The sequence below is a fragment of the Palleronia abyssalis genome, assembly GCF_900302445.1.
Taxonomy (GTDB): Bacteria; Pseudomonadota; Alphaproteobacteria; order Rhodobacterales; family Rhodobacteraceae; genus Palleronia; species Palleronia abyssalis.
Genome location: NZ_ONZF01000004.1, coordinates 29,368 through 52,740 on the forward strand (window position 1 = coordinate 29,368; position 23,373 = coordinate 52,740).

Annotated in this window: 27 protein-coding genes; 14 read left to right on the plus strand and 13 right to left on the minus strand. The window is 65.4% G+C overall.

The features are described 5' to 3' along the window. Window positions 1-96: 96 nt before the first annotated feature. The 5 genes from PAA8504_RS10330 to PAA8504_RS10345 all read right to left on the minus strand — a co-directional run bounded on the left by PAA8504_RS10330 (window position 97) and on the right by PAA8504_RS10345 (window position 2,964). On the minus strand, window positions 97-282 hold the full coding sequence (locus PAA8504_RS10330; RefSeq protein WP_108894395.1) for a hypothetical protein: 186 nt from the start codon (window positions 280-282) through the stop codon (window positions 97-99). A gap of 85 nt (window positions 283-367) precedes the next feature. Continuing rightward, window positions 368-715, minus strand: a complete 348-nt coding sequence (locus tag PAA8504_RS10335) for a hypothetical protein (protein ID WP_108894396.1) — start codon at window positions 713-715, stop codon at window positions 368-370. 66 nt (window positions 716-781) lie between these two features. Then, the gene (locus PAA8504_RS22050) at window positions 782-922 is read right to left on the minus strand and encodes a hypothetical protein (RefSeq protein ID WP_181375760.1); all 141 of its coding nucleotides are present in this window, start codon (window positions 920-922) and stop codon (window positions 782-784) included. Window positions 923-1,033: 111 nt separating this feature from the next. Continuing rightward, window positions 1,034-1,435 carry a DUF6497 family protein gene (locus PAA8504_RS10340; protein WP_108894118.1) on the minus strand — a complete coding sequence of 134 codons (402 nt, stop codon included), beginning with the start codon at window positions 1,433-1,435 and terminating at the stop codon, window positions 1,034-1,036. Beyond that, the gene (locus PAA8504_RS10345) at window positions 1,432-2,964 is read right to left on the minus strand and encodes an acyl-CoA carboxylase subunit beta (protein WP_108894119.1); all 1,533 of its coding nucleotides are present in this window, start codon (window positions 2,962-2,964) and stop codon (window positions 1,432-1,434) included. The genes PAA8504_RS10340 and PAA8504_RS10345 overlap by 4 nt, the downstream gene beginning before the upstream one ends. Before the next feature lie 137 nt (window positions 2,965-3,101). Here PAA8504_RS10345 and PAA8504_RS10350 point away from each other — a divergent pair, with 137 nt between their 5' ends. Beyond that, complete coding sequence (locus PAA8504_RS10350) at window positions 3,102-4,340, plus strand: multidrug effflux MFS transporter (RefSeq protein ID WP_306419530.1); 1,239 nt, start codon at window positions 3,102-3,104, stop codon at window positions 4,338-4,340. On the opposite strand, the gene PAA8504_RS10355 is transcribed toward PAA8504_RS10350, so the two are convergent. Beyond that, the gene (locus PAA8504_RS10355; protein ID WP_245897586.1) at window positions 4,341-4,925 is read right to left on the minus strand and encodes a hemerythrin domain-containing protein; all 585 of its coding nucleotides are present in this window, start codon (window positions 4,923-4,925) and stop codon (window positions 4,341-4,343) included. A gap of 50 nt (window positions 4,926-4,975) precedes the next feature. On the opposite strand from PAA8504_RS10355, the gene thpR reads away from it, so the two are divergent. Then, window positions 4,976-5,518: an RNA 2',3'-cyclic phosphodiesterase gene (gene thpR, locus PAA8504_RS10360; protein ID WP_108894120.1), complete on the plus strand. Its 543-nt coding sequence runs from the start codon at window positions 4,976-4,978 to the stop codon at window positions 5,516-5,518. 82 nt (window positions 5,519-5,600) lie between these two features. On the opposite strand, the gene PAA8504_RS10365 is transcribed toward thpR, so the two are convergent. Further along, complete coding sequence (locus PAA8504_RS10365) at window positions 5,601-6,389, minus strand: MBL fold metallo-hydrolase (protein WP_108894121.1); 789 nt, start codon at window positions 6,387-6,389, stop codon at window positions 5,601-5,603. A gap of 112 nt (window positions 6,390-6,501) precedes the next feature. On the opposite strand from PAA8504_RS10365, the gene PAA8504_RS10370 reads away from it, so the two are divergent. Beyond that, window positions 6,502-7,068, plus strand: a complete 567-nt coding sequence (locus PAA8504_RS10370) for an exopolysaccharide biosynthesis protein (protein ID WP_181375761.1) — start codon at window positions 6,502-6,504, stop codon at window positions 7,066-7,068. Here the strand turns inward: PAA8504_RS10370 and PAA8504_RS10375 are convergent. Next, window positions 7,038-7,505, minus strand: coding sequence for an Lrp/AsnC family transcriptional regulator (locus PAA8504_RS10375; RefSeq protein ID WP_181375762.1), 468 nt, complete (start codon window positions 7,503-7,505; stop codon window positions 7,038-7,040). The genes PAA8504_RS10370 and PAA8504_RS10375 overlap by 31 nt on opposite strands. A gap of 82 nt (window positions 7,506-7,587) precedes the next feature. Between PAA8504_RS10375 and PAA8504_RS10380 the strand changes: the two genes are divergently transcribed. The 3 genes from PAA8504_RS10380 (at window position 7,588) to PAA8504_RS10390 (ending at window position 10,609) form a co-directional block, all read left to right on the plus strand. Beyond that, window positions 7,588-8,169 (plus strand): LysE family translocator, encoded by a 582-nt coding sequence (locus PAA8504_RS10380; RefSeq protein ID WP_108894124.1) that lies wholly within the window; start codon window positions 7,588-7,590, stop codon window positions 8,167-8,169. A gap of 81 nt (window positions 8,170-8,250) precedes the next feature. Then, window positions 8,251-9,735, plus strand: a complete 1,485-nt coding sequence (gene purF / locus PAA8504_RS10385; protein WP_108894399.1) for an amidophosphoribosyltransferase — start codon at window positions 8,251-8,253, stop codon at window positions 9,733-9,735. A gap of 211 nt (window positions 9,736-9,946) precedes the next feature. After that, window positions 9,947-10,609, plus strand: a complete 663-nt coding sequence (locus PAA8504_RS10390) for a VHL beta domain-containing protein (protein WP_108894125.1) — start codon at window positions 9,947-9,949, stop codon at window positions 10,607-10,609. Between the two features lie 70 nt (window positions 10,610-10,679). On the opposite strand, the gene PAA8504_RS10395 is transcribed toward PAA8504_RS10390, so the two are convergent. Beyond that, window positions 10,680-11,258 (minus strand): biotin transporter BioY, encoded by a 579-nt coding sequence (locus PAA8504_RS10395; RefSeq protein ID WP_108894400.1) that lies wholly within the window; start codon window positions 11,256-11,258, stop codon window positions 10,680-10,682. Between the two features lie 105 nt (window positions 11,259-11,363). Between PAA8504_RS10395 and PAA8504_RS10400 the strand changes: the two genes are divergently transcribed. From PAA8504_RS10400 to PAA8504_RS10415, 4 genes are all read left to right on the plus strand, one after another. Continuing rightward, window positions 11,364-12,005 (plus strand): SDR family NAD(P)-dependent oxidoreductase, encoded by a 642-nt coding sequence (locus tag PAA8504_RS10400; protein WP_108894126.1) that lies wholly within the window; start codon window positions 11,364-11,366, stop codon window positions 12,003-12,005. 101 nt (window positions 12,006-12,106) lie between these two features. After that, window positions 12,107-12,889, plus strand: a complete 783-nt coding sequence (gene surE / locus PAA8504_RS10405) for a 5'/3'-nucleotidase SurE (RefSeq protein WP_108894127.1) — start codon at window positions 12,107-12,109, stop codon at window positions 12,887-12,889. Next, a complete protein-coding gene (locus PAA8504_RS10410; protein WP_108894128.1) occupies window positions 12,886-13,527 on the plus strand; it encodes a protein-L-isoaspartate(D-aspartate) O-methyltransferase in 642 nt (213 codons plus the stop codon). The genes surE and PAA8504_RS10410 overlap by 4 nt, the downstream gene beginning before the upstream one ends. A gap of 70 nt (window positions 13,528-13,597) precedes the next feature. Then, window positions 13,598-14,806, plus strand: coding sequence for a LysM peptidoglycan-binding domain-containing protein (locus PAA8504_RS10415; RefSeq protein WP_108894129.1), 1,209 nt, complete (start codon window positions 13,598-13,600; stop codon window positions 14,804-14,806). Window positions 14,807-14,813: 7 nt separating this feature from the next. On the opposite strand, the gene PAA8504_RS10420 is transcribed toward PAA8504_RS10415, so the two are convergent. Then, a complete protein-coding gene (locus PAA8504_RS10420) occupies window positions 14,814-15,362 on the minus strand; it encodes an RSP_2648 family PIN domain-containing protein (protein ID WP_108894130.1) in 549 nt (182 codons plus the stop codon). Then, window positions 15,359-16,546: an RSP_2647 family RNA methyltransferase gene (locus PAA8504_RS10425; RefSeq protein WP_108894131.1), complete on the minus strand. Its 1,188-nt coding sequence runs from the start codon at window positions 16,544-16,546 to the stop codon at window positions 15,359-15,361. Before PAA8504_RS10425 ends, PAA8504_RS10420 begins: the two co-directional genes overlap by 4 nt. A gap of 110 nt (window positions 16,547-16,656) precedes the next feature. On the opposite strand from PAA8504_RS10425, the gene edd reads away from it, so the two are divergent. Both edd and eda read left to right on the plus strand, forming a co-directional pair. Then, complete coding sequence (gene edd, locus PAA8504_RS10430) at window positions 16,657-18,462, plus strand: phosphogluconate dehydratase (RefSeq protein WP_108894132.1); 1,806 nt, start codon at window positions 16,657-16,659, stop codon at window positions 18,460-18,462. 69 nt (window positions 18,463-18,531) lie between these two features. Beyond that, a complete protein-coding gene (eda, locus tag PAA8504_RS10435) occupies window positions 18,532-19,176 on the plus strand; it encodes a bifunctional 4-hydroxy-2-oxoglutarate aldolase/2-dehydro-3-deoxy-phosphogluconate aldolase (RefSeq protein ID WP_108894133.1) in 645 nt (214 codons plus the stop codon). A gap of 19 nt (window positions 19,177-19,195) precedes the next feature. On the opposite strand, the gene PAA8504_RS10440 is transcribed toward eda, so the two are convergent. Further along, a complete protein-coding gene (locus tag PAA8504_RS10440; protein WP_108894134.1) occupies window positions 19,196-20,002 on the minus strand; it encodes a TIGR00282 family metallophosphoesterase in 807 nt (268 codons plus the stop codon). A gap of 93 nt (window positions 20,003-20,095) precedes the next feature. Here PAA8504_RS10440 and PAA8504_RS10445 point away from each other — a divergent pair, with 93 nt between their 5' ends. Further along, complete coding sequence (locus PAA8504_RS10445) at window positions 20,096-20,623, plus strand: copper chaperone PCu(A)C (RefSeq protein WP_108894135.1); 528 nt, start codon at window positions 20,096-20,098, stop codon at window positions 20,621-20,623. 76 nt (window positions 20,624-20,699) lie between these two features. Beyond that, the gene (locus PAA8504_RS10450) at window positions 20,700-21,893 is read left to right on the plus strand and encodes an MFS transporter (RefSeq protein ID WP_108894136.1); all 1,194 of its coding nucleotides are present in this window, start codon (window positions 20,700-20,702) and stop codon (window positions 21,891-21,893) included. Window positions 21,894-21,925: 32 nt separating this feature from the next. On the opposite strand, the gene PAA8504_RS10455 is transcribed toward PAA8504_RS10450, so the two are convergent. After that, window positions 21,926-23,362 carry an NAD(P)(+) transhydrogenase (Re/Si-specific) subunit beta gene (locus PAA8504_RS10455; protein WP_219928923.1) on the minus strand — a complete coding sequence of 479 codons (1,437 nt, stop codon included), beginning with the start codon at window positions 23,360-23,362 and terminating at the stop codon, window positions 21,926-21,928. Between the last annotated feature and the right edge of the window lie 11 nt (window positions 23,363-23,373).

Sequence of the window (23,373 nt, forward strand, 5' to 3'; positions counted from 1 at the left end):
ATCCTTACCGCACAAAGATTGCGCCAACAGGCGCGCACGAGAACGGCGCGCTGCCGTCTGGCAACGCGCCGCAAGCCTCGTTGAGAGGGTCTCGGATCAGATGTCGTCCGCCAGCGCGCCGCCGACAGCGCCGATCGCGGCGCCCGCCACGGGCTCGTCAACGGCGGCGCCAACGGCCGCGCCGCCCAGTGCGCCGGTTCCGGCACGCTCGAGGTCGGTGTTGCCGCAAGCGGCCAGGGCAGCCAGACCGGCAAGGGCGAAAAGGGTACGGGTCACGGTCATGATAAACTCCACTTGATCTGTTCGTTCATGTTCCGAACACACGTTCTTGAGGCAGGTTCCCGCCCAATACGCACGAATTCTCTGCTCAGCGCTCGAACACGTCCGGGAAAGACGCGCGCGCCCGCGGCTCGTCGATGCGCAAAAGCGCCTCGTAGCTTTCAGGATCGAACGGGTCTTCGGCGGGCACCACTTCTCGACCGAACAGCCACGACAGACGCCCGGCATCGAGATTGCCACGCTCGAACGGGTCGGTGCCGAAATGCTGCCACAGCGCCCAGAGGAACCCCTCATCCGCAAGCTTGTCGCCATGCCTGCGGTCGCGATACCGCTCGCGTACGATCAGCTTCGTCGCGCCCTTGGGCGATGCACGGCGGATGGTGAACTGGAAGTCGGTCCCGGGATATCGCCCCGGAAAGCCCCTGTGTTTCAGCATGTCGATCTCGGCAAGGGGCGCGCTTGAATGCGGGCAGCCCCAATCGGGGGCCGCCCGCAAGTAATCTCAGTACTTCGAGTAAGTCGGCTCGGCCACGATCGGGGCCGGCGTCGGGTCGGTGAAGACCACTTCTTCTTCCCGTCCGCCGCAGGCAGCGACGAAGGAAACGAGCACAAGGCCCATGATCATTTTGAAGCTCGTCGACATGAATAACTCCGTTGATGTCGTGAATCGCAAGCGCGATCCCACGGGGACGATACAGGAGTTGGAATAGGCTTTGTAGAAGGGTTGTAAACAGGTGTGACGCGAAAGACGCGATCAGAACGCCTGCCATTCGCAATCGCCGTCGACGGGGCGATACGCTTCGAAGAATTGGACTGCATCAGGGTCAGTGCTGCCGAACGGAACGGCCTTGTCGGCCAAGGTAATGACAATGGCGTCCGGAGGTGGTTCGACCGCCTCGACCACCTTCAGGGCGTAGGACCGGCACAGATGGGCCATGTCGGCTTCCGTCGTCGCGTAGTCCTGCGCGGGGTCGAGGGCATCGGCCACGAACCGAAAGCGATAGGCGACCCCCAGGCCAGGGGCGTCCGTGATCACGTCCAGCGCCGAGACCGTCATCCCCGAAGGAAGCGGGATCACCTCGGCCCGCGCAGGAAGCATCGGCAGGGCGGCCAGGACAGCCAAGCCTGCAAAATTGATACGCCGCAGAACCTTCATAGCGGTATATTGTCGTGCTTTTTCCACGGGTTCTGCAGCTTCTTGTTGCGAAGGCTGGCGAAGGCACGGCAGACTCGGCGCCGGGTCGACTGCGGCAGGATCACTTCGTCGATGAAGCCCCGCTCCGCGGCCTTGAACGGGTTGGCGAAGTTCGTCTCGTACTCCTTGGTGCGGTCGGCGATCTTGTCCGTATCGCCCAGCTCGGAACGATAGAGGATCTCGACCGCGCCTTTCGCGCCCATGACCGCGATCTCGGCCGTGGGCCAAGCATAGTTGAAATCGCCGCGAAGGTGCTTCGAACTCATGACGTCATAGGCCCCGCCATAGGCCTTGCGGGTGATGACGGTGACCTTGGGCACCGTCGCCTCGCCATAGGCGAAAAGCAGCTTGGCGCCGTGCTTGATGACGCCCCCGAACTCCTGCCCGGTCCCGGGAAGGAAGCCTGGAACGTCGACGAAGGTCAGGATCGGGATCTCGAACGCGTCGCAGAATCGCACGAACCGCGCAGCCTTGCGACTGGAATCGATGTCCAGAACACCGGCAAGCACCATCGGCTGATTCGCGACGACGCCCACGGCCCGCCCTTCCATCCGGATGAACCCGGTCAGGATGTTCTTCGCGAAATCCTCCTGGATCTCGTAGAAGTCCCCTTCGTCCGCGACCTTCGTGATCACTTCCTTCATGTCGTAAGGCATGTTGGGGTTCGCGGGGATCACCGTATCGAGGCTTTCGTCAATGCGATGGGGATCGTCGAAGAAGGGCCGGACTGGCGGTTTTTCGCGGTTGTTGAGCGGCAGCAGATCGACCAGCCGCCGCGTCTCGATCAGGGCTTCGACGTCGTTCTCGAATGCCGCGTCCGCGACACTGGACTTCTTCGTATGCGTGGACGCCCCCCCCAGTTCCTCGGCCGTGACGACTTCGTTCGTCACGGTCTTCACGACGTCGGGTCCGGTGACGAACATGTAGGACGTGTCCTTCACCATGAAGATGAAGTCGGTCATCGCCGGGGAATAGACGGCTCCGCCGGCGCAGGGCCCCATGATCACGCTGATCTGCGGGATCACGCCCGACGCCATCACGTTGCGCTGGAACACCTCGGCATAGCCGGCAAGCGAGGCCACCCCCTCCTGGATCCGCGCGCCGCCCGAATCGTTCAGCCCGATCACCGGCGCCCCGTTCTGCATGGCCATATCCATGATTTTGCAGATCTTCTGGGCATGCGTTTCGGACAGGGACCCGCCCAGCACCGTAAAATCCTGGCTGAAGACATAGACCTGCCGGCCGTTGATCGTGCCCCATCCGGTGATCACCCCATCGCCGGACACCTTGTTCTGGGCCATGTTGAAGTCGGTCGCGCGGTGGGTGACGAACATGTCGAACTCTTCGAAGGACCCCTCGTCCAGCAAAAGCTCGACCCGTTCGCGTGCCGTCAGCTTGCCCTTCTCGTGCTGCTTGGCGATCCGGTCCTCGCCGCCGCCAAGGCGCGCGGTCGCGCGGCGGTCCTGCAACTGTTCCAGAATGTCCTTCATCGCGCGTCCCCTCCAGATATTTTGATCGGAGCATAGGGGTCGGGCGAGCCGCCGAAAAGACGAAAGGCCCGCCCTTGTCACGTGTTTGCGCCGAAACGCCCCGGCCCGCCCTTGGACTTTCGAACCGAGCGGTTTAGATGCGCGAAATGTCTCCGAACCGCCGCTCCGTCTTCCTTGACCGTTCAACACCGCCGCATATCGCGACGATGATCCTCATCACGTCGCTTGGCGCGTTGGGAATGAACCTGTTCCTACCGTCGCTGCCCGGAATGGCCGAGTTCTTCGACACGCCTTACGGCGTCATCCAGATCGCGGTCGCGGGCTATTTGGGCGTCAACGCGATCATGCAGATCATCATCGGACCGCTGTCGGACCGCTACGGGCGGCGCAAGGTGATGATGTGGTCCATCCTCGTCTTCATCCTGGCGACGCTGGGATGCGTGCTGTCCACGCATATCGTCGTCTTTTTGACCTTCCGGATGATCCAGGCCGCCATAGTCGCGGGCCTGGTCCTGCCACGGGCGGCGATCCGCGACCTGTATACGCAGGATGAAAGTGCATCGATGATCGGGTATGTCACGATGGGCATGTCCGTCGCGCCCATGATCGCGCCCTTCTTCGGCGGCATCCTGGACGAGGCTTTCGGTTGGCACGCGTCCTTCATTGCGTTGCTGATCTGCGGGATCGGGGCGCTGGCGCTGACGTTCTACGACTTCGGCGAGACGGCGGCCCCCAGCACCGCCAGCCTGCGCGCCCAGATCGCGCAATACCCCGAACTTCTGACCGCCCCGCGGTTCTGGGGCTATGCGCTGACGGCGGCCTTCGCGTCGGGTGCATTCTTCGCTTATCTCGGTGGCGCGCCCTATGTCGGTTCGGAAGTCTTCGGGATGAGCCCGTCGCAGCTTGGCCTCTATTTCGGGGCACCGGCCGTCGGATACCTGGTCGGCAACGGCCTTACTGGGCGCTATTCGGTCAAGGTCGGGACGAACCGCATGGTCTTGATCGGAACTGTCACCACGGTGTTCGGCCTGGGGATCGCGCTGATCCTGTCGCTGACCGGGGTTGCCACCGCCGAGATCTTCTTCGGCTTCATGACCTTCGTGGGCTTGGGCAACGGTCTGGTCATCCCGAACTCGACCGCGGGGATGTTGTCGGTCCGCCCGCACCTGGCCGGGACGGCATCGGGGCTGGGCGGCGCGATCATGATCGGCGGGGGCGCTGCGCTGTCGACCCTTGCGGGGGTCCTTCTGGCGGGGCAGTCGACCGCCCTGCCCCTGATCGCGTTGATGACGGCGACATCTGCCGCCGCCGTCGCGTCGATCATCTTCGTCATCTACCGCGAGGCCCGCCTTGCAAGGACGCGCAGCGCCGCCTGATCAGTGGATCTCGGGTGCGTATTTCAGGATCACCGGAACGACCAGGTCTTCCTCGTCTGTCAGGTGGCGATCCAGAAACGTGCCGAACTCCGTCAGGCGGTCGTCCAGAAGCCCCGCCTCGCGCTTGGGATCGGCACCCGACAGCCCGCGAAGCATCGCGTTCGTCCCTTCGGCCAAACCGTTCAGGTGCCCGTCCAGCGCGTGGTGATCGGCATCCAGGATTAGGAACCCCTTCTCCAGCCGGCCATCCAGACCGGTCAGCGCAGGGAAATAGTGGTGATCCTCGATCGAATGGTGGCCGTGCAGTTCTTGCAGGAAGAACTGCGCCATCCTGGCGGTGTTTCGCCCGTATTGGTCTGCGTCCATCAGCCCGTCCAGATAGCCACGTGTGCCGCCTTGAAGCCGTTCAAGGATCTCGCGGAACATCAGGTGGCGTTGTAGCCAGAACCGCGTAAGCGGCGAGAAGTTGGGATGCGCCTCCCACGTGCCGCGGGGAAGCTCGTCGACCAGGACGCGCAAGGCGTCGGGCAGACCTTCGCGCTTTTCCAGCGCCTGGATTTCTTCTTCTGTCATGTCGCGGGACATAAGCGTCCCACCCCCTTCCGACACCCCCAAAATCGCGATACCTGAACGGCATGCGCGCTTTTCTCGCCCTCGACCCGCCAGACCCTTTGCGCAATGCCCTGTCGGCCCTGCAAGACGACCTGCGTTGCGGGCGTCATGTCGACGAGGACGATCTGCATCTGACGCTTTGCTTCTTTCCCGACGCCTCGCAAGCCGCGCTGGAGGAGATGGACCTGACCCTCGACCTCATGCGACCGGGGCCGGTCACGATCGAGGTTGCGGGGATCGACACCTTCGGATCGGAAAATCCGCGGTCGGTTCACGCTTCCGTCATGGCAAGCGCGCCCCTGGTGCATTTGCAGAAGAAAGTTGAAACCGCCGCCCGCAGGTCGGGCATCGACCTGCCCCACCGCAGGTTCGTTCCGCATATCACGTTGGCGCGGTTCCCAAACCGGATGCCGCCCGAGGACCACGTCAGGCTGGGGCGGTTCCTGGAACGGCGCGGCAATGTCCATTTCGACGCGGCCGTGATCCAGGAGGTTGTGCTGTACCAGTCCACCCTGACGGAAGACGGACCCCGATATGACGAGCTCGAGCGCTATCCCCTGATCTGAGGCTTGCACTTTTCGCGCATTACGGGACGGCGCCACCAATGCCGCGCCCCCCCATTCTTGTCCGTTTCGCGCAATCGCCGCGTCAGATTTCGCCTTCCGCGTACCAATCGCCCATGCGCACCTCGGTCCCGGCATCGGTTTCGCCCAGCATCGCGGCGAACTCTTCAGGATCCTGCGTGCCGCCGTCCCGTCCGCGGTAGTGATATGGATAGACGTAGGCGGGCTGGAATTCGGCGACGGCGTCCGCGGCCTGTTCGGCGTCCATGGTGAAGGGAAGGTTCATGGGGATGAACGCCAGGAAGATGTCTTCCAGCGCGCGCATTTCATCGGTGCCCTCGGTATCGCCCCCGACATAGATGCGGCGTCCGTCGATCTCGAACACGTATCCGTTGTCGCGGCCCTGCGGGTGAAAATCCAGCCGACCTTCGGTGATGTTGTAGGCGGGAACCGCCTCGATCATCAGGCCCGAGACATCGACCGACTCGCCATTCGCGGCCTCCTGAGTCTTCATCTGAAGCTCGGAGGGCAGCATGTCATAGACGGCCGGGTTCACGACCATCTGTGTCGCGGGACCGGCTACCGCCTGAAGCGTCTCGACGCTGTAGTGGTCGCCATGCTCATGGGTGATGAGGATCAGGTCCGGCTCCGGTAGGTCGGCATATTGCTCGGGCGCGCCCACCGGATCGACATAGATGACGCGGTCGGGCGTCTCCATCACGAAGCTGGCGTGACTGATGGGGTAGACCGTGATCTCGCCCCCGTCCGTCTGGAACGTGTTCGAGGCATGGGCCGCCGCAAGAACATTGGTGGGAAGGATCGTCGTCGCGCCAAGCGCTACGCCGGTGGCAAGAAAGCTGCGTCTGGTGGTCATCTTCGTCCTCCGGATTGTTCCGATCCAGAGGTAGCGTGGTGCGAACCGGCGTCACGGAACGACGGCAGGAACGTGCGACGGGGTGCGACGTTCGGTCCTTATGAGCGACGGCTTGAATGACATTCTCGACGATCTGAACGACCTTGCCGGGGCCGAGGAAACCGTCAGCCTGAACGACGTCATCGGCAAACTCGGCTCTCGCGGGCAAGGCGTCGTTCTGTTGTTGCCCGGACTTATGGGCATTACGCCGATCGGCGGCATTCCGGGTGTTCCGACCATATCCAGCGTTCTGATCACGATCCTTGCGGTCCAGATCATACTTGGTCAGCGCCAACTTTGGGTGCCGGACATGATCGGGCGCCGAAGCGTCGAAGACGACCGGATCAGGAACGCCACCGAACGGTTGCGTGGCCTTGCCGACTGGATCGATCGCCATTTCGGCAATCGTCTGGAAGCCCTGACAGGATCGATCGCGAACCGGATTGCAGCCGGGTTCTGCCTGCTCCTTGCGTTCACGATGCCTCCGCTGGAACTCGTTCCGTTTGCCGGTATCATCCCGTTTGCCGGGATCGCTATGCTGGGTCTGGGTTTGACCTTGCGGGACGGGGTGCTTATGGCCCTGGCGTTCGCATCGAGTGTCCTGGCGTTCTATGGCGTGTGGCGCTTCTGGCCGTTCTGAAGCGGACCTTTCGGCGCGCCCAGAACCACGAACGTGACGATCGAGCCCAGTTGCGGCAGTGTCCCCAGAACGTCGGTGTGGAAGCGCTTGTAAGCCTCGATATCGGCCACTTCGACGCGCAGCAGATACTCGGTCCGGCCCGTCACGTTGTAGCATTCGACGACCTCGGGGCTGGCGGCGACGGCGCGCTCGAACCCCTCCTGCCCGACTTTCGTATGGTCGGTCAGACCAACCTCCAGATAGGCGATGAACCCCCGTCCCATCGCGCCGGGATCGAGAACCGCGCGGTATCCCGCGATCACACCGGATGCCTCCAACGCCTGGACGCGGCGCAAACACGCCGAGGGCGAGAGGCCGACGCGCTGGCTCAGCGCAAGGTTCGACAGGCGCCCGTCTTGGGACAGTTCGCGCAATATATTCTCGTCAATTCGGTCCATTTTCACCAATCTACTGTGCCTTGAGGCTATTCCTTCGCATCTTCGCAACCATATGCCGCCTGTTTTGCGTCAGATTGCCGGTATGTCTACTGAAACCCTGCTTGCGCTCATCGTCTTCGCAACCGTCGGAACCGGAACCCCGGGGCCCAACAACCTGATGGTGATGGCCTCTGGGGCGAATTTCGGCCTGCGCCGCACCCTGCCCCATATCCTGGGGATCGCGCTTGGCTTCGCGGCCATGATCATGTTGGTGGGCCTTGGCTTGGGGCGCCTGTTCGAGGCTTGGCCATGGCTCTCGCCGACGCTTCTGGCGGTTTCTGCGGTCTACTTGCTGTATCTGGCGTGGAAGATCGCCACCGCGGCCCCGCCGGAACCCGGGCACCCCGGCGGTCGGCCGTTCTCGTTCCTGCAGGCGGCCGCGTTCCAGTGGGTCAACCCGAAAGCATGGGCGATGGCGCTGACCACGACCGCGGTCTACCTCCCCGGCGGAGAGTTCGTGCTCGCCAGCGCGATCTTCGCTTCGGCGGCGATCCCGCTGACCGCGCTGTGGACGGTGGCCGGGGAAGGCATAGGTCGTTTTCTGGGCACACCCTTTCGCCTGCGACTATTTAATGGCGTGATGGCGGCGCTTCTCCTGATCTCGACCCTACCCGCGATGCTGTGACTGGATGGGGGCGTGACAATCCGCCCCCGACGCCCTAGATGAGCGCGACCCCACTCGCCGGAGCCGCTGCCAATGCCCGCGATGCCCCCCGCCCACCCGTTCGACTTCGACGCGATTCCAGATGACGGAACCGACGACAAACTTCGCGAGGAATGCGGGGTCTTTGGCGTCACCGGCGTCACCGACGCGGCCAATTTCGTGGCGTTGGGCCTGCATGCCCTTCAGCACCGTGGCCAGGAAGCCGGGGGCATCGTCAGCCACGATGCCGCCCACGGGTTCAACTCGGCCCGCCGATTCGGCTATGTGCGCGACAACTTCACGAAGCAGTCGCTGATGGACACGCTGCCTGGGCCTTTGGCCATCGGTCACGTGCGCTATTCCACCACCGGGTCAAAGGGGAACACGCAGATCCGCGACGTGCAGCCCTTCTTCGGCGAATTCTCGATGGGCGGGGCCGCGATTGCCCATAACGGCAACATCGTGAACGCCGACGCCCTGCGCCGCGAGCTGATCGACCGCGGGTCGATCTTCCAGTCCTCCAGCGACAGCGAATGCATCATCCACCTCATGGCGCGTTCGCTTCAGCGCAAGGTGCCCGAGCGGATGCAGGACGCCTTGCGCCGGGTGGAAGGCGCGTTCTCGATCGTGGCGATGACGCGCACCAAGCTGATCGGTGTGCGCGATCCGCTGGGCGTGCGCCCGCTGGTGCTGGGCCAGATCGGCGACGGCTGGGTCCTGAGTTCCGAGACCTGCGCGCTGGACATCATCGGCGCCGAGTTCATCCGCGACGTCGAGCCGGGCGAGATGGTCGTGATCGAGGATGGCGAAGTCCATTCGCACCGCCCCTTCGCGCCACAGAAGTCCCGCTTCTGTATCTTCGAGCACGTCTATTTCTCACGGCCCGATTCGATCCTTGGCGGCAGATCCGTGTACGAGACGCGGCGCCAGATCGGTGTCGAACTGGCCCGCGAAGCCCCGGTCGAGGCCGACCTGGTCTGCCCCGTGCCCGACTCCGGCACGCCGGCCGCCATCGGCTACAGTCAGGAGTCCGGCATTCCCTACGCGATGGGGATCATCCGAAACCAGTACATGGGCCGGACCTTCATCGAACCGACCGAGCAGATCCGGAACATGGGCGTGCGGCTGAAGCTGAACGTCAATCGGGCCCTGATCCGCGGCAAGCGTATCGTCCTTGTCGACGATTCGGTCGTTCGCGGAACGACCACGGTGAAGATCCGCGAGATGCTTCTGGATGCGGGCGCCCAGACCGTGCATTTCCGCATCGCAAGCCCGCCGACGGCATGGCCCTGCTTTTACGGCGTCGACACGCCCGACCGCGACAAGCTGATCGCCGCTACGATGTCCGAGGACGAGATGTGCGCGCATCTGGGCGTTGATTCCCTGCGGTTCATCTCGCTGGACGGTTTGTACCGCGCGGTGGGCGAGGCCGGCGGCCGCGATCCGTCGCAGCCGCAATACTGCGATGCCTGCTTCTCGGGCGAATACCCGATCACCCCGACCGACCGCGTCGAGAAGGGCTTTCGCCTTAAGGAAGCAGCTGAATAGGCGATTGGCGCAAGCGTCTTGACCGGGATTCTGACCTAGCGGAAAGTTCGTTCATCGATACGCAAGATGGACGGCTCCGATGCTGAAATCTCTGGTCCTGTCTGTTGGTACGGCGTTGTGCGCCTTCTCCGGCCCCGGTCTGACTTAAGGCTATGGGGAAATCGGGTTCACCCCTTACGTCCGCGACGTCAAAGGCTGGAACGTGCGGGTCATGGATCACGCCGGGCGCGAGGGCGGGTTGTCGGCCCGACGCTATACCGACCTCGGCAAACCGCTCTCGTTGGAGAACGCCTTTGGCGAATGGCGCCTGACCATTCCGACCCGGCTGGACGGCGTTTATGTCGGCGGCATCGTCGGCGTCGACGGGCGGGATTTCGACGTGCAGTACGGGATCGAGGACGGATTTGCGGTCCGATCCCTCAGCGGCGCAGAACTGATCGCGATCCGGAACGGCAACGATCTGACCGTCTTCATCGCAGGCGATACCCCGCCCGATTTCATACCCCTGACCGGATCAGCGGCGGCCTTGCTGAAGGTCGAGGAATGCAACCAGCGCCTGACCCCGCCCCGCCCGACCGTCGCCGCGCGGGCACCGCTCGATACCTGCCCGATGCCGGGAACTCATGCCTCCCCCGGGTCGCAGGCCCCCTTGACGGTGACCTTCGTGAACCAGGCCCCGGAGGCTGTCGACCTCTACTGGATCGACTTCGAAGGGAACACGAAGCCCTATTTCCATATCGACACGGGCGATGTGGCGACGGTGAAAACGTATCTGGGCCACAACTGGGTGGCCGTCTCGGACGACGGCGCGTCCTGCTTTGACGGCGTTCGCACGGTCCGCGCCGGGGACACATATATCGACGTCGGCCAGTAAGCGCGACGGGCACAACGAGAAACGCCGCCCCCGAAGGGACGGCGTTGGCAAATCGCTCGGGCGGGGAGGTTCAGCGCTTCAGCGCGCGGAGCGTGCCCGAGACCAGAAGGGCCGCCAGGACGGCCTTCACCGCATCGCCGATCAGGAAGGGCTGCATCCAGCCGCTCCAGAGGGATGCGGCCGAAGACGCCGCCCAGCCAGACTCCACCCCGAAGACCGAGGCGACGGCCAGGGGCCATGCTAGACCCGGCACATAAAGCGCATACGCTGCCGCAAGGGCCGCAGCCGTCATGCCCAGAACGCCCGCGCGCGCCCCAAGACCGGCAATCCACGCCATCAGCACGAACCCGACCAGGAAGCCGCCCGTCGGCCCCGCGATGTAGGCCAGACCGGCGCCGCCATTGGCAAAGACGGGCAATCCCATCGCGCCCTCGGCCAGATAGGTCAGCAGCGTCAGCGCGCCCATCCGCGATCCCATCGACAGACCCACCGCGATGATCGCCGCGCCCTGCAGGGTCATCGGGACCGGCCACATCGGCACCGCGATCTGCGCCGCCAGCGCGATCAGGGCCGTTCCGGCCAAAATCAGCGCGCCTTGCTGCCACATGGCAAGGTCGCGGCCGCGAAGAAGGGGGGTATCGTAGGTCATGTCGAACTCCGGAACCTGTGTTTCGTTCGTTCTCCACGTGCAGAGGCGCATCGTCAAGCGGTCTGGCCCTTGCCAAGCGCGGCCCGTATGCGCAAACGGGGCGCCATGACCCAGCTTGCCCTCATCACCGGCGCGTCCCGCGGCCTTGGCGCCGCGCTGGCCGAAGCCCTCGCCCCCGCGTACCACATCGTCGCCGTCGCCCGCACGACCGGCGCGTTGGAAGAGCTTGACGACCGCATACAGGCGAAGGGCGGACAGGCCACCCTGGCCCCGATGGACGTGACCAATGCCGACGCTATGGCGCATCTGTGCCGGGACATCCACGACCGCTGGGGCCACGCGGACCTGTGGCTTCACACGGCGATCCACGCTGCGCCGCTGGGCCCGGCGGCGCACTTGGCCGCCAAGGACTGGGACAAGTCGGTCGCCGTGAACGCCACCGCCACCCACACGCTGATCCGCATGGTCGAGCCGCTACTTCTGGCCGCCCCCGAGGGTCGCGCGGTATTCTTCGAAGACGCCCGCGGCGGAGAGAAGTTCTTCGGAAGCTATGGCGCCACCAAGGCCGCGCAGATGGCACTGGTGCGATCCTGGGCGGCCGAAACGGTCAAGACCGGCCCGCGCGTCACGATCCTGTCGCCTGCCCCGATGCCCACCGCCACCCGCGCCCGCTTCTTTCCGGGCGAGGATCGGACCGGCTTGGCCGACCCGCGGGACGAAGCCCGGCGACTTCTCGCCGACCTCTAGGACGCCCCCCGAGTCCGCGCTGCAACATCCTGCACCGCCGTGACCCAGCCGCTTGCCGCCCCAGCGCGTCCCCCCTAGGAAGGACAAAACGGCAGGGCTTCATGCGCATCCTCATCACCAATGACGACGGCATCTCGGCGCCGGGACTTCAGGTCCTGACCGAGCTTGCCACCGAAATCGCCGGCAACGGGGGCGAGGTCTGGACCGTCGCGCCCGCGTTCGAGCAATCGGGCGTCGGGCACTGTATCTCGTACTCGCGCCCGACGATGGTGCAGGAATTCGCGCCGCGCCGCTTTGCCGTCGAAGGTTCTCCCGCCGATTGCGTTCTGGCGGCGCTGTATGACGTCATGCCCGAGCGGCCCGATCTGATCCTGTCGGGCGTCAACCGCGGCAACAACGCGGCCGAGAACGTGCTGTATTCCGGCACCATCGGCGGTGCCATGGAAGGCGCGTTGCAGCATGTGCCGTCGATCGCGCTCAGCCAGTATTACGGACCCGACAATGCGGCCCTGGACGATCCGTTCGACGCCGCGCGCGCTCACGGGGTCGAACTGATCCGCACGATGATTGACCATGCCGAATGGGACAGCGCCGATTACCGCCTTTTCTACAACGTGAACTTTCCGCCCTGCCCCGCCGCCGACGTGAAGGGTCGGCAGGTCACGGCGCAGGGCTGGCGCCCCGACGCCGATCACGGCATGACGCCCCATGTCTCGCCTTCGGGGCGGCGGTTCCTTTACGTCACGGGCGCGCCGCAGCAGACGCCGACCGCCCCCGGAACTGACTGCGCCGCGAACCTGGAGAATTATATCTCGATCACGCCCATGCGCGCGGATCTGACGGCGCACGATCTGATCGGTCCGCTGAAGGACCGGCTGGAATGACATTCGACGCCCAGGCCCGCATGCAGCTTCTGTTCGCGCTCCGCTCCAAGGGGGTCACGGACACGCGCGTTCTTGCGGCCATGGAAGCGGTCGACCGTGGGCGGTTCGTGCGCGGCATCTTCCAGGGCCGCGCCTATGAAGACATGCCCCTGCCCATCGAATGCGGGCAGACAATCTCGCAACCGTCGGTCGTGGGCCTCATGACTCAGGCTCTGAACATCCGTCCCCGGGACAAGGTGCTCGAGATCGGGACGGGGTCGGGCTATCAGGCGGCAATCCTGTCGCAGCTGGCGCGCCGCGTCTATACGGTCGATCGTCACAAGCGGCTTGCCCGCGCCGCGCGCGAGCTTCTGGAATCGATGGACATCACGAACGTCACGATCCTGCCCGCCGATGGCGGCCACGGGCTTCCCGAACAGGCCCCGTTCGATCGCATCCTCGTGACCGCCGCGGCCGAGGACCCGCCCCCCGCGCTCTTGGCGCAACTGCGCGACGGGGGTATCATGGTCGTGCCGGTGGGGCAGTCCGATCACGTGCAGACACTTCTGAAGGTTACCCGGCAAGGGGACGACTACGACTATGACGATCTGCGTTCCGTCCGGTTCGTTCCGCTGGTCGAAGGCATGGCCACGGACTAGGGCGCGCGCGCTGTATCATGACAGGCGAGCGTCCGGAAAGAGACGCCGCCCCGAACACGAGGACGAGCCGATGATCCGCACCACACCGGTCCTGCCCCTGGCTGCCATCGCCACGCTTGGATTGACCGCCTGCACACCGTCGGGGTTCGACATGGACCTGCGCGACCGCTTGGGCATAGCGGCCTTCGACACGACCCCGGCGGTCCAGCAAGCCGTCCAAAGACGGCCCGAGCCCGACAATCGCGGCGTCATCTCCTATCCCGACTACCAGGTCGCGGTGGCGCGCAATGGCGATACCGTGGCGAGCTTGTCGCAGCGCCTTGGCCTGAACGCGCAGCAGGTGGCCGAGTATAACGGTCTGCCTTCCAATGTCGGCCTGCGCCGAGGGGAGCTGATCGCCCTTCCCGCCCGCGTGTCCGAGCCGTCTGCCGCGACCGGCGCCCCGACAGCCATCGCCTCGGCAACCGCGTCGATCCCGGCGACCACCCCGATCGCCACGGTGCCCCTGGACCAACGCGCCAGCACCGCTATCGACCGGGCCGAAGGCAATACTCCCGCAGCGACCCCGGCGGCCGTTCGCACGCCGTCGTCCAATGGAACCCAACCCACCCGCCATCGCGTCGAGCGGGGCGAGACGGCGTTCTCCATCGCGCGACGTTACGACGTTCCGGTGTCGGCCTTGGCTGAATGGAACGGCCTCGACGATCAGATGACCGTCCGCACCGGCAGCGTGCTGCTGATTCCGGTCGTCGACCGCTCGGCCCCTGTTCCGGACCGGCAGGCCAGCCAGCCCGGCCAAGGCACGGTCGCACCGCCCCCGCCCTCGGCCGCCGAACCGCTTCCGGCGGAAGAGGCCAACCAAGCCCCCCCGAAAGAGACGCCGCCTTCGCCAGCCCTGCAACAACAGACGACCTCTGCCTCTGCCTCGGGGGCCCAGTTCGTTTATCCCGTGCAGGGCAGCATCGTCCGGGCCTACAGCAAGGGCCGGAACGACGGCATCGACATTGCCGCCCCGGCCGGAACCACGGTCAAGGCGGCCGGCAGCGGCACCGTGGCTGCCATCACCCGCGACACCGAACAGGTGCCCATCCTGGTGCTGCGCCACCCGGGCAACCTTCTGACGGTCTATGCGGGCGTCAGCGACATCACGGTGGCGAAGGGCGACAGCATCACGAAGGGCCAGTCCATCGCCAAGGTGCGCGCCGGCGACCCGGCCTTCCTGCATTTCGAGGTGCGCGAAGGCTTCGAAAGCGTCGATCCGTCGGAATATCTGGACTGAACCCGGGCTACCGCGCCGGTCCGGCCCGGTCCAACGCCTTTCCCAGTTTCGGCAGCCGCGCGCGCTTCATCAGCGGCCGAAGCGGCAGCACCTCGCCCGAGAGGCGTTCGGCCGTGGCGTGGACGCGGGCAACCACCGGCGCGACATGCGCAAGCGGAAGCCGGGCCAGAAGCTGATCCGGATCGACCCGTTCGATCCCCTCCGCCGCCAGCACATGGCGCGGGAAATCCTTGGCGTTGAAAGTGCACAGCAGATCCGCGCCCCCGGCGATGGCGCCGGCCAAGACATGTTCGTCGTCGGGATCGGGCAGCACCAGCCGCGCCATGTCGCCCTGTCGCGGCGTGACCTCCGCCGCCGGAAAGGCAACCCGCAGGGCCGCGATCTCGCCCCGCGCGATCGCTTCGCCAGCGGGGCCCAGACGCGCGGCGGCGCGGGCCCATTCTTCCAGGACACGCGGGCTCCATTGCGGGGCGAACTGATGCTTTGCGGCGACACCGACCAGGATCTCGCGCAGGACAGTGGGGTAAAGGACGCAGGCGTCGAGGAAGACCTTCACAACCGGAACGTCAGGGCCTTCAGATACCCGGACTCGGCCAGTTGCGGCAGAAGCGGGTGATCCGGTCCGGCGAACCCGGTGCGCACGATCTGGCCGCGCCGCCCGCCCTTGCCGATGCCGCGGGCGCTGGCATTCCGGAACGAGGCCAGGTCGACGGCGTGCGAGCACGAGCACAATGTCAGGTATCCCCCGTCCGCCACCAGCGGCGCGGCCAGCTTGGCCACCCGTTCATAGGCACGCAGCCCAGCCTCTCGCGCTTGTTTCGCGGGCGCGAAGGCCGGCGGGTCGCAGATCACGACGTCGAAGGTCCGCCCTTCGGCCGCCAGAGCCTCCAGGACCTCGAACGCATCGCCCTGCCGCGTGTCGAACCGATCGGCCGTGCCCGACGCCTCGGCCCCGGCGCGGGCGAGGTCCAGCGCCGCCGCGGATCCGTCCACCGCCAGCCCAGTCTCGGCCCCCGCCGCAAGGGCGGCCAAGGCAAAGCCGCCGACATGGCTGAACACGTCCAGCACCTGCCCCCCGCGAGCAAGACGCGCCACCGCGCGGTGATTGTCACGCTGGTCATAGAACAGGCCAGTCTTCTGCCCCCCGGTAAGGTCAGCCATGTAGGTCGCGCCATTCATCTGCACCGGCACAGGCCCCCCGACGTCACCCAGAAGCACCGTGTCGGCATCGTCCAAACCTTCCAGCGACCGCGCGCGCCCGCTGGCGCTTTTCAGAACCGTCGTCACGCCCGTCACGGCCACCAGGGCGGCGACCAGATCGTCGAGCCGGGCGTCGGCCCAGGCGGCGTTGGGCTGGATGACGGCGGCATCACCGAACCGGTCGATCACCACGCCGGGAAGGCCGTCCGCCTCGGCATGGACAAGGCGGTAGAACGGGCCGTCATAGATGCGGTCGCGATGCGCCAGGGCGCGGGTCAGCCGGTCTTCGAACCAGGCGCGGTCGATGGTGGCCTTGGGGTCGCGATCCAGCATCCGCCCGATGATCTTCGACGCGGGCGTGACGCCGACAAGTCCCATCGGCCGCCTGTCCCCGTCCTCCAGCACGGCCAGCGTACCCGGCGCCAAAGCCCGGGTGCGACGGTCGGTGACGACCTCGTTGGAATAGACCCAAGGGAATCCGTGACGGATCGCCTGGGGTTTGGCCTTGGGTAGAAGGCGGATCACGGGAAGCTCGCTCATGCCTGCCAGCTAGGCCAAATCGCGCGACGTGAAAAGCGCGAAGGCTTGCTGGTATCGCTAACGCGCATATGTTAGCGCATCGCCCGAAGACCTCCCGAACGGAGACGGATATGCCTTTGAACGACACCATCGCCCGCGTCACGGACCGTATCGTCGAACGCTCGAAAGATCGTCGCGCAACCTATCTGGACCGCATGGCCCGCGCCGCCGACGAGGGGCCGAAGCGCGCCCATCTGACCTGCGGAAACCAGGCCCATGCCTATGCCGCGATGGGCGAGGATCAGGACAAGCTGGCCACCGGCACACAGGCCAATATCGGGATCGTCACGGCCTATAACGACATGCTGTCGGCGCATCAGCCGTTCGAGCGGTTCCCCGACATCATCCGCGATGCCGCCCGCAAGGCCGGGTCCACCGCGCAGGTCGCGGGCGGGGTGCCCGCCATGTGCGACGGAGTCACGCAAGGCCAGGTCGGGATGGAGCTTTCGCTGTTCTCGCGCGACGTGATCGCGCTGGCCACCGGTGTGGCGCTGTCTCACAATACCTTCGATGCAGCGGTGTATCTGGGCGTGTGCGACAAGATCGTGCCGGGCCTGATCATCGGGGCGGCGACCTTCGGATATATCCCCGCGGTGTTCCTGCCCGCCGGCCCCATGACCAGCGGCCTGCCCAACGACGAAAAGGCGCGCGTGCGTCAGCAATTCGCCGCCGGCGAAGTCGGCCGCGACGCGCTGATGGAGGCCGAGATGGCCAGCTATCATGGCCCCGGCACTTGCACCTTTTACGGCACCGCCAACACCAACCAGATGCTGATGGAGTTCATGGGCCTGCACCTGCCCGGTGCCTCCTTCGTGAACCCCAACACGCCCCTACGCGATGCCCTGACCCGCGCGGGCGCCACGCGCGCGACGGAAATCACCAATCTGGGGAACGACTACCGACCCGCGTCGCAGGTTCTGGACGAGAAGGCGTTCGTCAACGGCATCGTCGGCCTGATGGCCACCGGCGGATCGACCAACCTTCTGATCCACCTGCCCGCGATGGCCCGCGCGGCTGGCGTGCTTCTGGACCTCGAGGATTTCGCCGAGATCTCAAGCGCGACGCCTCTGATGGCGAAGGTCTATCCCAACGGGCTGGCGGACGTGAACCATTTCCACGCGGCGGGCGGGCTGACCTACATGATCGGAGAGCTTCTGGACGCCGGTCTTCTGCACGACGACACCATGACCGTCATGGGGGAGGGCCTGAAGGACTACGTGAAAGAGCCCAAGATCCGCAACGACGAGATCGTGTGGGAAGACGCTCCGCGCGAGACGCAGAACGACAAGATCCTGCGCCCCGCCAGCAATCCGTTCCAGAAGACGGGCGGCATGGCCGACCTCCAGGGCAACCTGGGCCGCGCGGCGATGAAGATCTCTGCCGTGAAAGAGGAATACCACGTCATCGAAGCCCCCTGCCGGATCTTCGAGGATCAGCCTTCGGTCAAGGAAGCCTTCAAGAACGGCGAGTTCACCGAGGATACGGTCGTCGTCGTCCGCTTCCAGGGCCCCAGTGCGAACGGTATGCCCGAACTGCACTCTCTGACGCCGACGCTGGCCGTTCTGCTGGACCGTGGCCTGAAGGTCGCGCTTGTGACCGACGGACGGATGTCCGGCGCGTCGGGCAAGGTGCCCGCGGCGATCCACCTGTCGCCCGAGGCGCATCTGGGCGGCCCCCTGGCAAAGCTGCGCGACGGCGATATCCTGCGCGTGGATGCGACGAAGGGGACGATCGACGCTGTGGGTGTGGATCTCGATTCGCGCGAGGCCGTGACCCGTGACCTTACGGACAATTCGCACGGCGTCGGCCGCGAACTGTTCGAGGCCTTCCGCCAGAACGTGGGTCTTGCCAGCCAAGGTGCCGCGGTCGTGGTCTGATCGACGCGCATCGTCTTTTTCTTTACTTTTTGCGGCTACGCACACCCGAACTTTCCCAAGGAGATCGCGATGACCCCAGAACAGGCCAGCCAGAAAACGGCCGAACTTTGCCGCCTGGCGCCCGTCATTCCCGTGTTGGTGGTGCAGGATCCGAGGCAGGCAAAGCCGCTGGCCGAAGCCTTGGTGAAGGGGGGCCTGCCGGTTCTGGAAATCACGATGCGCACGCCGTCCGCCTTGGACGTCATCCGCGAGATGTCCCTCGTGAAGGGGGCTAAAGTCGGTGCGGGGACGCTTCTTGGGCCTGCGGACGTTCGTGCGGCCAAGATGGCGGGGGCGACCTTCGGTGTATCTCCCGGTGTGACGACGCGGCTTCTGGACGCGGCCGAAGACAGCGACCTGCCGATGCTGCCGGGCACCGCCACGGCAAGCGAGGTCATGGTCCTTCTGGATCGGGGCTATACCACGGCCAAATTCTTCCCCGCCGAAGCGAATGGCGGCGCGGCAGCACTGAAATCCCTGGGCGGTCCGTTGCCGCGGATGCGCTTCTGCCCCACGGGCGGGATCAGCCTGAAGAACGCGCAGAGCTACCTGTCGCTGCCCAACACCCTGTGCGTCGGGGGATCCTGGATCGCACCGCAGGACAAGATGGACGCCGGCGACTGGGACGGGATCGAAGCCCTGGCCCGCGAGGCGGCGGCGCTGAAGAAAGGGTGACGCCCGGGATCCCGGCGCGTCAGGCCAGCGACAAGCGCCCGCCGCGCCGGATCATCTGAACCGATGTCGCCTTACCGGTGGCATCGTCCGTATCGACCAGCAGCCCGGACAGGGTTGCCTCGCCCCCCGCAGGCTCGAACCGGCCCTTCGGCATGCCGGTCAGGAATCGCCGCAACGGCTCCTCCTTCTGCATGCCTATGACGCTGTCGTAATCGCCGCACATGCCTGCATCGCTCTGGTACGCGGCGCCCCCAGGCAGGATCATCGCGTCGGCGGTCGGCACGTGGGTATGCGTCCCCACCACGACGCTAGCCTTGCCGTCGCAGAAATGGCCCATGGCCATCTTTTCGGACGTCGCCTCGCAGTGGATATCCACCAGCGCGGCCTGAACGGCGGCGCCGAGAGGAGCGTTCTTCAACACAGGCTCGATGGCCGAAAACGGGTCGTCGAAGGGGCGCTTCATGAAGACCTGTCCCAAGACCTGCGCAACCAACACGCGCCGCCCGCCGGTGACCTCGAACACCCGCGCACCGCGCCCAGGCGCAGCCTTCGAGTAGTTCAGGGGTCGCACGATCCGCGGCTCGGATTCGCAGAATTGCAGCATGTCCTTCTGGTCGAAGGCATGGTCGCCAAGCGTGATCGCATCGGCCCCCGCCGCCAGCAGCAGCTTCGCGTGATCGGGGGACAAACCCGCCCCGTTCGTCGCGTTTTCGCCATTGACCACGCAGAACTCGACGCCAAGCTCGTCTTTCAGGGCCGCAAGCCGTTCGGAAATGGCGGTCCTGCCGGAGCGCCCCATCACATCGCCAAGGAACAGAAGTCTCATGGCGTCGTGCCTATGACCCGGCGGCCAGCGGCGCAAGGCTCATTGAGACCGGACGCCGGGCGGTCTAGATAGATCGGCAAAAGGAGACCGCCCATGCTGCGCACCGCCCTTGCCTTTCTTGCCCTCGCCAGTCCCGCGCTGGCCGAAAGCCACCTGCCCGCCATCGTTATCCACGATGCCGTGATCTTCGAGACGACGCCGGTCGCCAAGGCGGCTGCAGGGTATCTGACGATCACCAACGACAGCGACGCCCCCTACACCCTGACCGGTATCGAGGCGGGGTTTCCCCGGGCGGAACTGCACGAAAGCGTCATGGAAAACGACGTGATGCGCATGGTTCCGCGCCCCGAAGGGTTCGACATCGCCCCGGGTGAGACGCTGTCGTTGGAGCGTGGGGGCCGTCACATCATGTTCATGGGTCTGGATACGCAGCTGACTGACGGGACCGAGATCCCGGCCACCCTGATCTTCAGCGACGAGGTGCGCATCCCCGTGACCTTCGACGTCATGACCATGCCCGCCGATCCCGGTACTCTGGATGACGGGCGTCTGGCCCCGGGCATGACGGAGCAGGGCGAGATGGATCATTCCGGCACGGAAGGCCGGCCAGCCGAGGACTGATCCCACCGGCTGCCATAGGGAACAACGCCCCGAACAGGGCATTGCCCGGATACTCGGACAGGCAAGGATCCCCTCGATGGCAGCCACATCCACCCGGGCGGACCGCGCGCCCTGGTTTCCCTTTATCGCCGGGTGTTTCGCCTTCTTCACCGTGATGGCAGGGGCCACCGTGCCCACGCCGCTGTATCCGATTTACGCGGACACCTACGGCTTCTCTCCGATCATAATCACCGCGATCTTCGCGATGTATTCCGCCGGAGTGATCGGGGCCCTGCTGCTGACGGGGCCGTGGTCGGATCAGATCGGGCGCAAGCCGCTTCTTCTGGGAGGTCTGGCCCTGGCCTTCGCCTCGGGCATCTGTTTCGTGGCCGCCCAAGGATTACCCCTTCTGCTGGCCGCGCGGTTCCTGCAGGGCGCATCGGTGGGCATCTTCACCTCTGCCGCGACGCTGGCCGTGAAGGAGATGGCACCCGAGAGCCATCCACGGATCGGGGCCATCGGGTCGACCGTGGCCAATATGGGCGGCCTCGGAATGGGCTCGGTCATCGGGGGTGCCGTCGCGGCCGTCGCCCCCGATCCGCTGATCTTTCCCTACCTGTTCCATCTGGGGATGGTGGTCCTGGCTACAGGCCTTCTGTGGCGCGCGCCCGAGCCCATTCAGACCGCGGAGAACCCCAAGCTGCGCCCGCAGGGCCTGGCTGTCCCGTCCGAGGTGCGCGGCTTCTTCGTGCCTGCCGCGATCTCGGCCTTCGCGGGGTTCATGATCTGCGGGTTCATGGGGTCGATCACGCCATCCTACCTGGGCCAGGTGCTGGGATTTCAGGGCGACCATGTCGCGATCGGCACGGTGGCCGGCCTGATCTTCCTGATGTCCTGCTTTGGTCAGATCGCGGAAGATCGCCTGCCGGAAAAGATGGTGCTTCCCATCGGCATGGGCGTTCTCACGCTGGGGATCGCGGGGATCACCGTTGGGCTGGCGATGGTGTCGCTTTGGGCCCTGTGCGCGGGGATCGTGGTGGCCGGGCTGGGCCACGGCGTCGCGTTCAAGGGCGGCCTGTCGGCCATCGGACGAAACAGCCCCGAGGGGCAGGCCTCGGCCGTCACGGCCAGCTATTTCACGGTCGCCTATGTGGCGATCTCGATCCCGGTGCTGGTGGTGGGTGCTCTGCGCATGGTGATCGACCTGACGCCGGTCTCGGTCATGTACGCGGCCGCCTCGACGATCCTGGCCGCACTCGCGTTCGTCCTGATCCGCCGACGTCAGCAGTAAGGGCGGGGCGGCCCGTGCCGCCCCTGCCAATCTCACAGCTTCTGCAGTACCGCCTGGACCGAGTCCTTGGCGTCGCCATAGAGCATCCGCGTGTTTTCCTTGAAGAACAGCGGGTTTTCGATGCCCGAATAGCCCGTCCCCTGCCCGCGCTTGGACACGAAGACCTGGTTGGCCTCCCACACATGCAGGACCGGCATCCCCGCGATGGGCGAGTTCGGATCATCGTTCGCCGCCGGGTTAACGATGTCGTTCGAGCCGATAACGATCACCACATCGGTCTTGGGGAAATCGTCGTTGATCTCGTCCATTTCCAGCACGATGTCGTAAGGCACCTTCGCCTCGGCCAGAAGCACGTTCATGTGCCCCGGCAGACGCCCCGCGACGGGGTGGATGGCGAAGCGCACCGTCTTGCCCGCATCGCGCAGCTTCTTGGTCAGTTCGCTGACCGCCTGCTGCGCCTGCGCCACTGCCATGCCGTAGCCCGGCACGATGATGACGCTGTCGGCTTCCTTCAGCGCGTCGGCCACGCTGTCGACATCGGTGGGCACCATATTGCCCTCGACCGCCTGCTGCGGTCCGCTGGCGCCGCCGAAGCCGCCCAGGATCACGCTGACGAACTGCCGGTTCATGGCCTTGCACATGATGTAGGACAGGATCGCCCCCGAGGAGCCAACCAGAGCGCCGGTCACGATCAACAGGTCGTTGCCCAGCGTGAAGCCGATCGCCGCCGCCGCCCAGCCGGAATAGCTGTTCAGCATCGACACGACGACGGGCATATCCGCACCGCCGATCCCCATGATCAGATGATAGCCGATGAAGCCCGCAATCAGCGCCACAAGGAAGATCGTCCAGATCCCCGCCCCGTTGAAATATAGCAGCCCCAGGACCAGACAGAGGATCAGGGCGCCCAGGTTCAGCATATGCCCGCCGGGCAACTGCTTGGGCTTGCCGTCGACCTGCCCCGCCAGCTTGCCATAGGCGATCACGGACCCGGTGAAGGTCACCGCACCGATGAAGATGCCCAGGAAAACCTCGACCCGCAGGATGTTCACCTCGACGAAGGTCTTCATCCACAGCAACTCGCCAAAGCCGGTCAGGTCGGCCTCGTCCATGGTCATGCCGCTGGCGCGCATCTCGGTCACGGCCCCCAGCATGATGTCGGCGTTCAGGCCGATAAACACCGCCGCCAGACCGACGAACGAATGCAGAGCCGCTACCAGTTGCGGCATCTCGGTCATCTGAACCTTGCCGGCGATGTAGTAGCCCGCAAAGCCCCCCGCCGCGATGGCGAGGATGATCAACCAGACGTTCTGCACGCCCGGTCCGAACACCGTCGCGATGACGGCCAGCGCCATGCCGGTGATGCCGTACCAGATCGCGCGCTTGGCGCTTTCCTGATCCTTCAGCCCGCCCAGCGACAGGATAAAGAGGATGGTGGCGACGATATAGGCCGCCGATTGAAGTCCCATTCCGAACATCT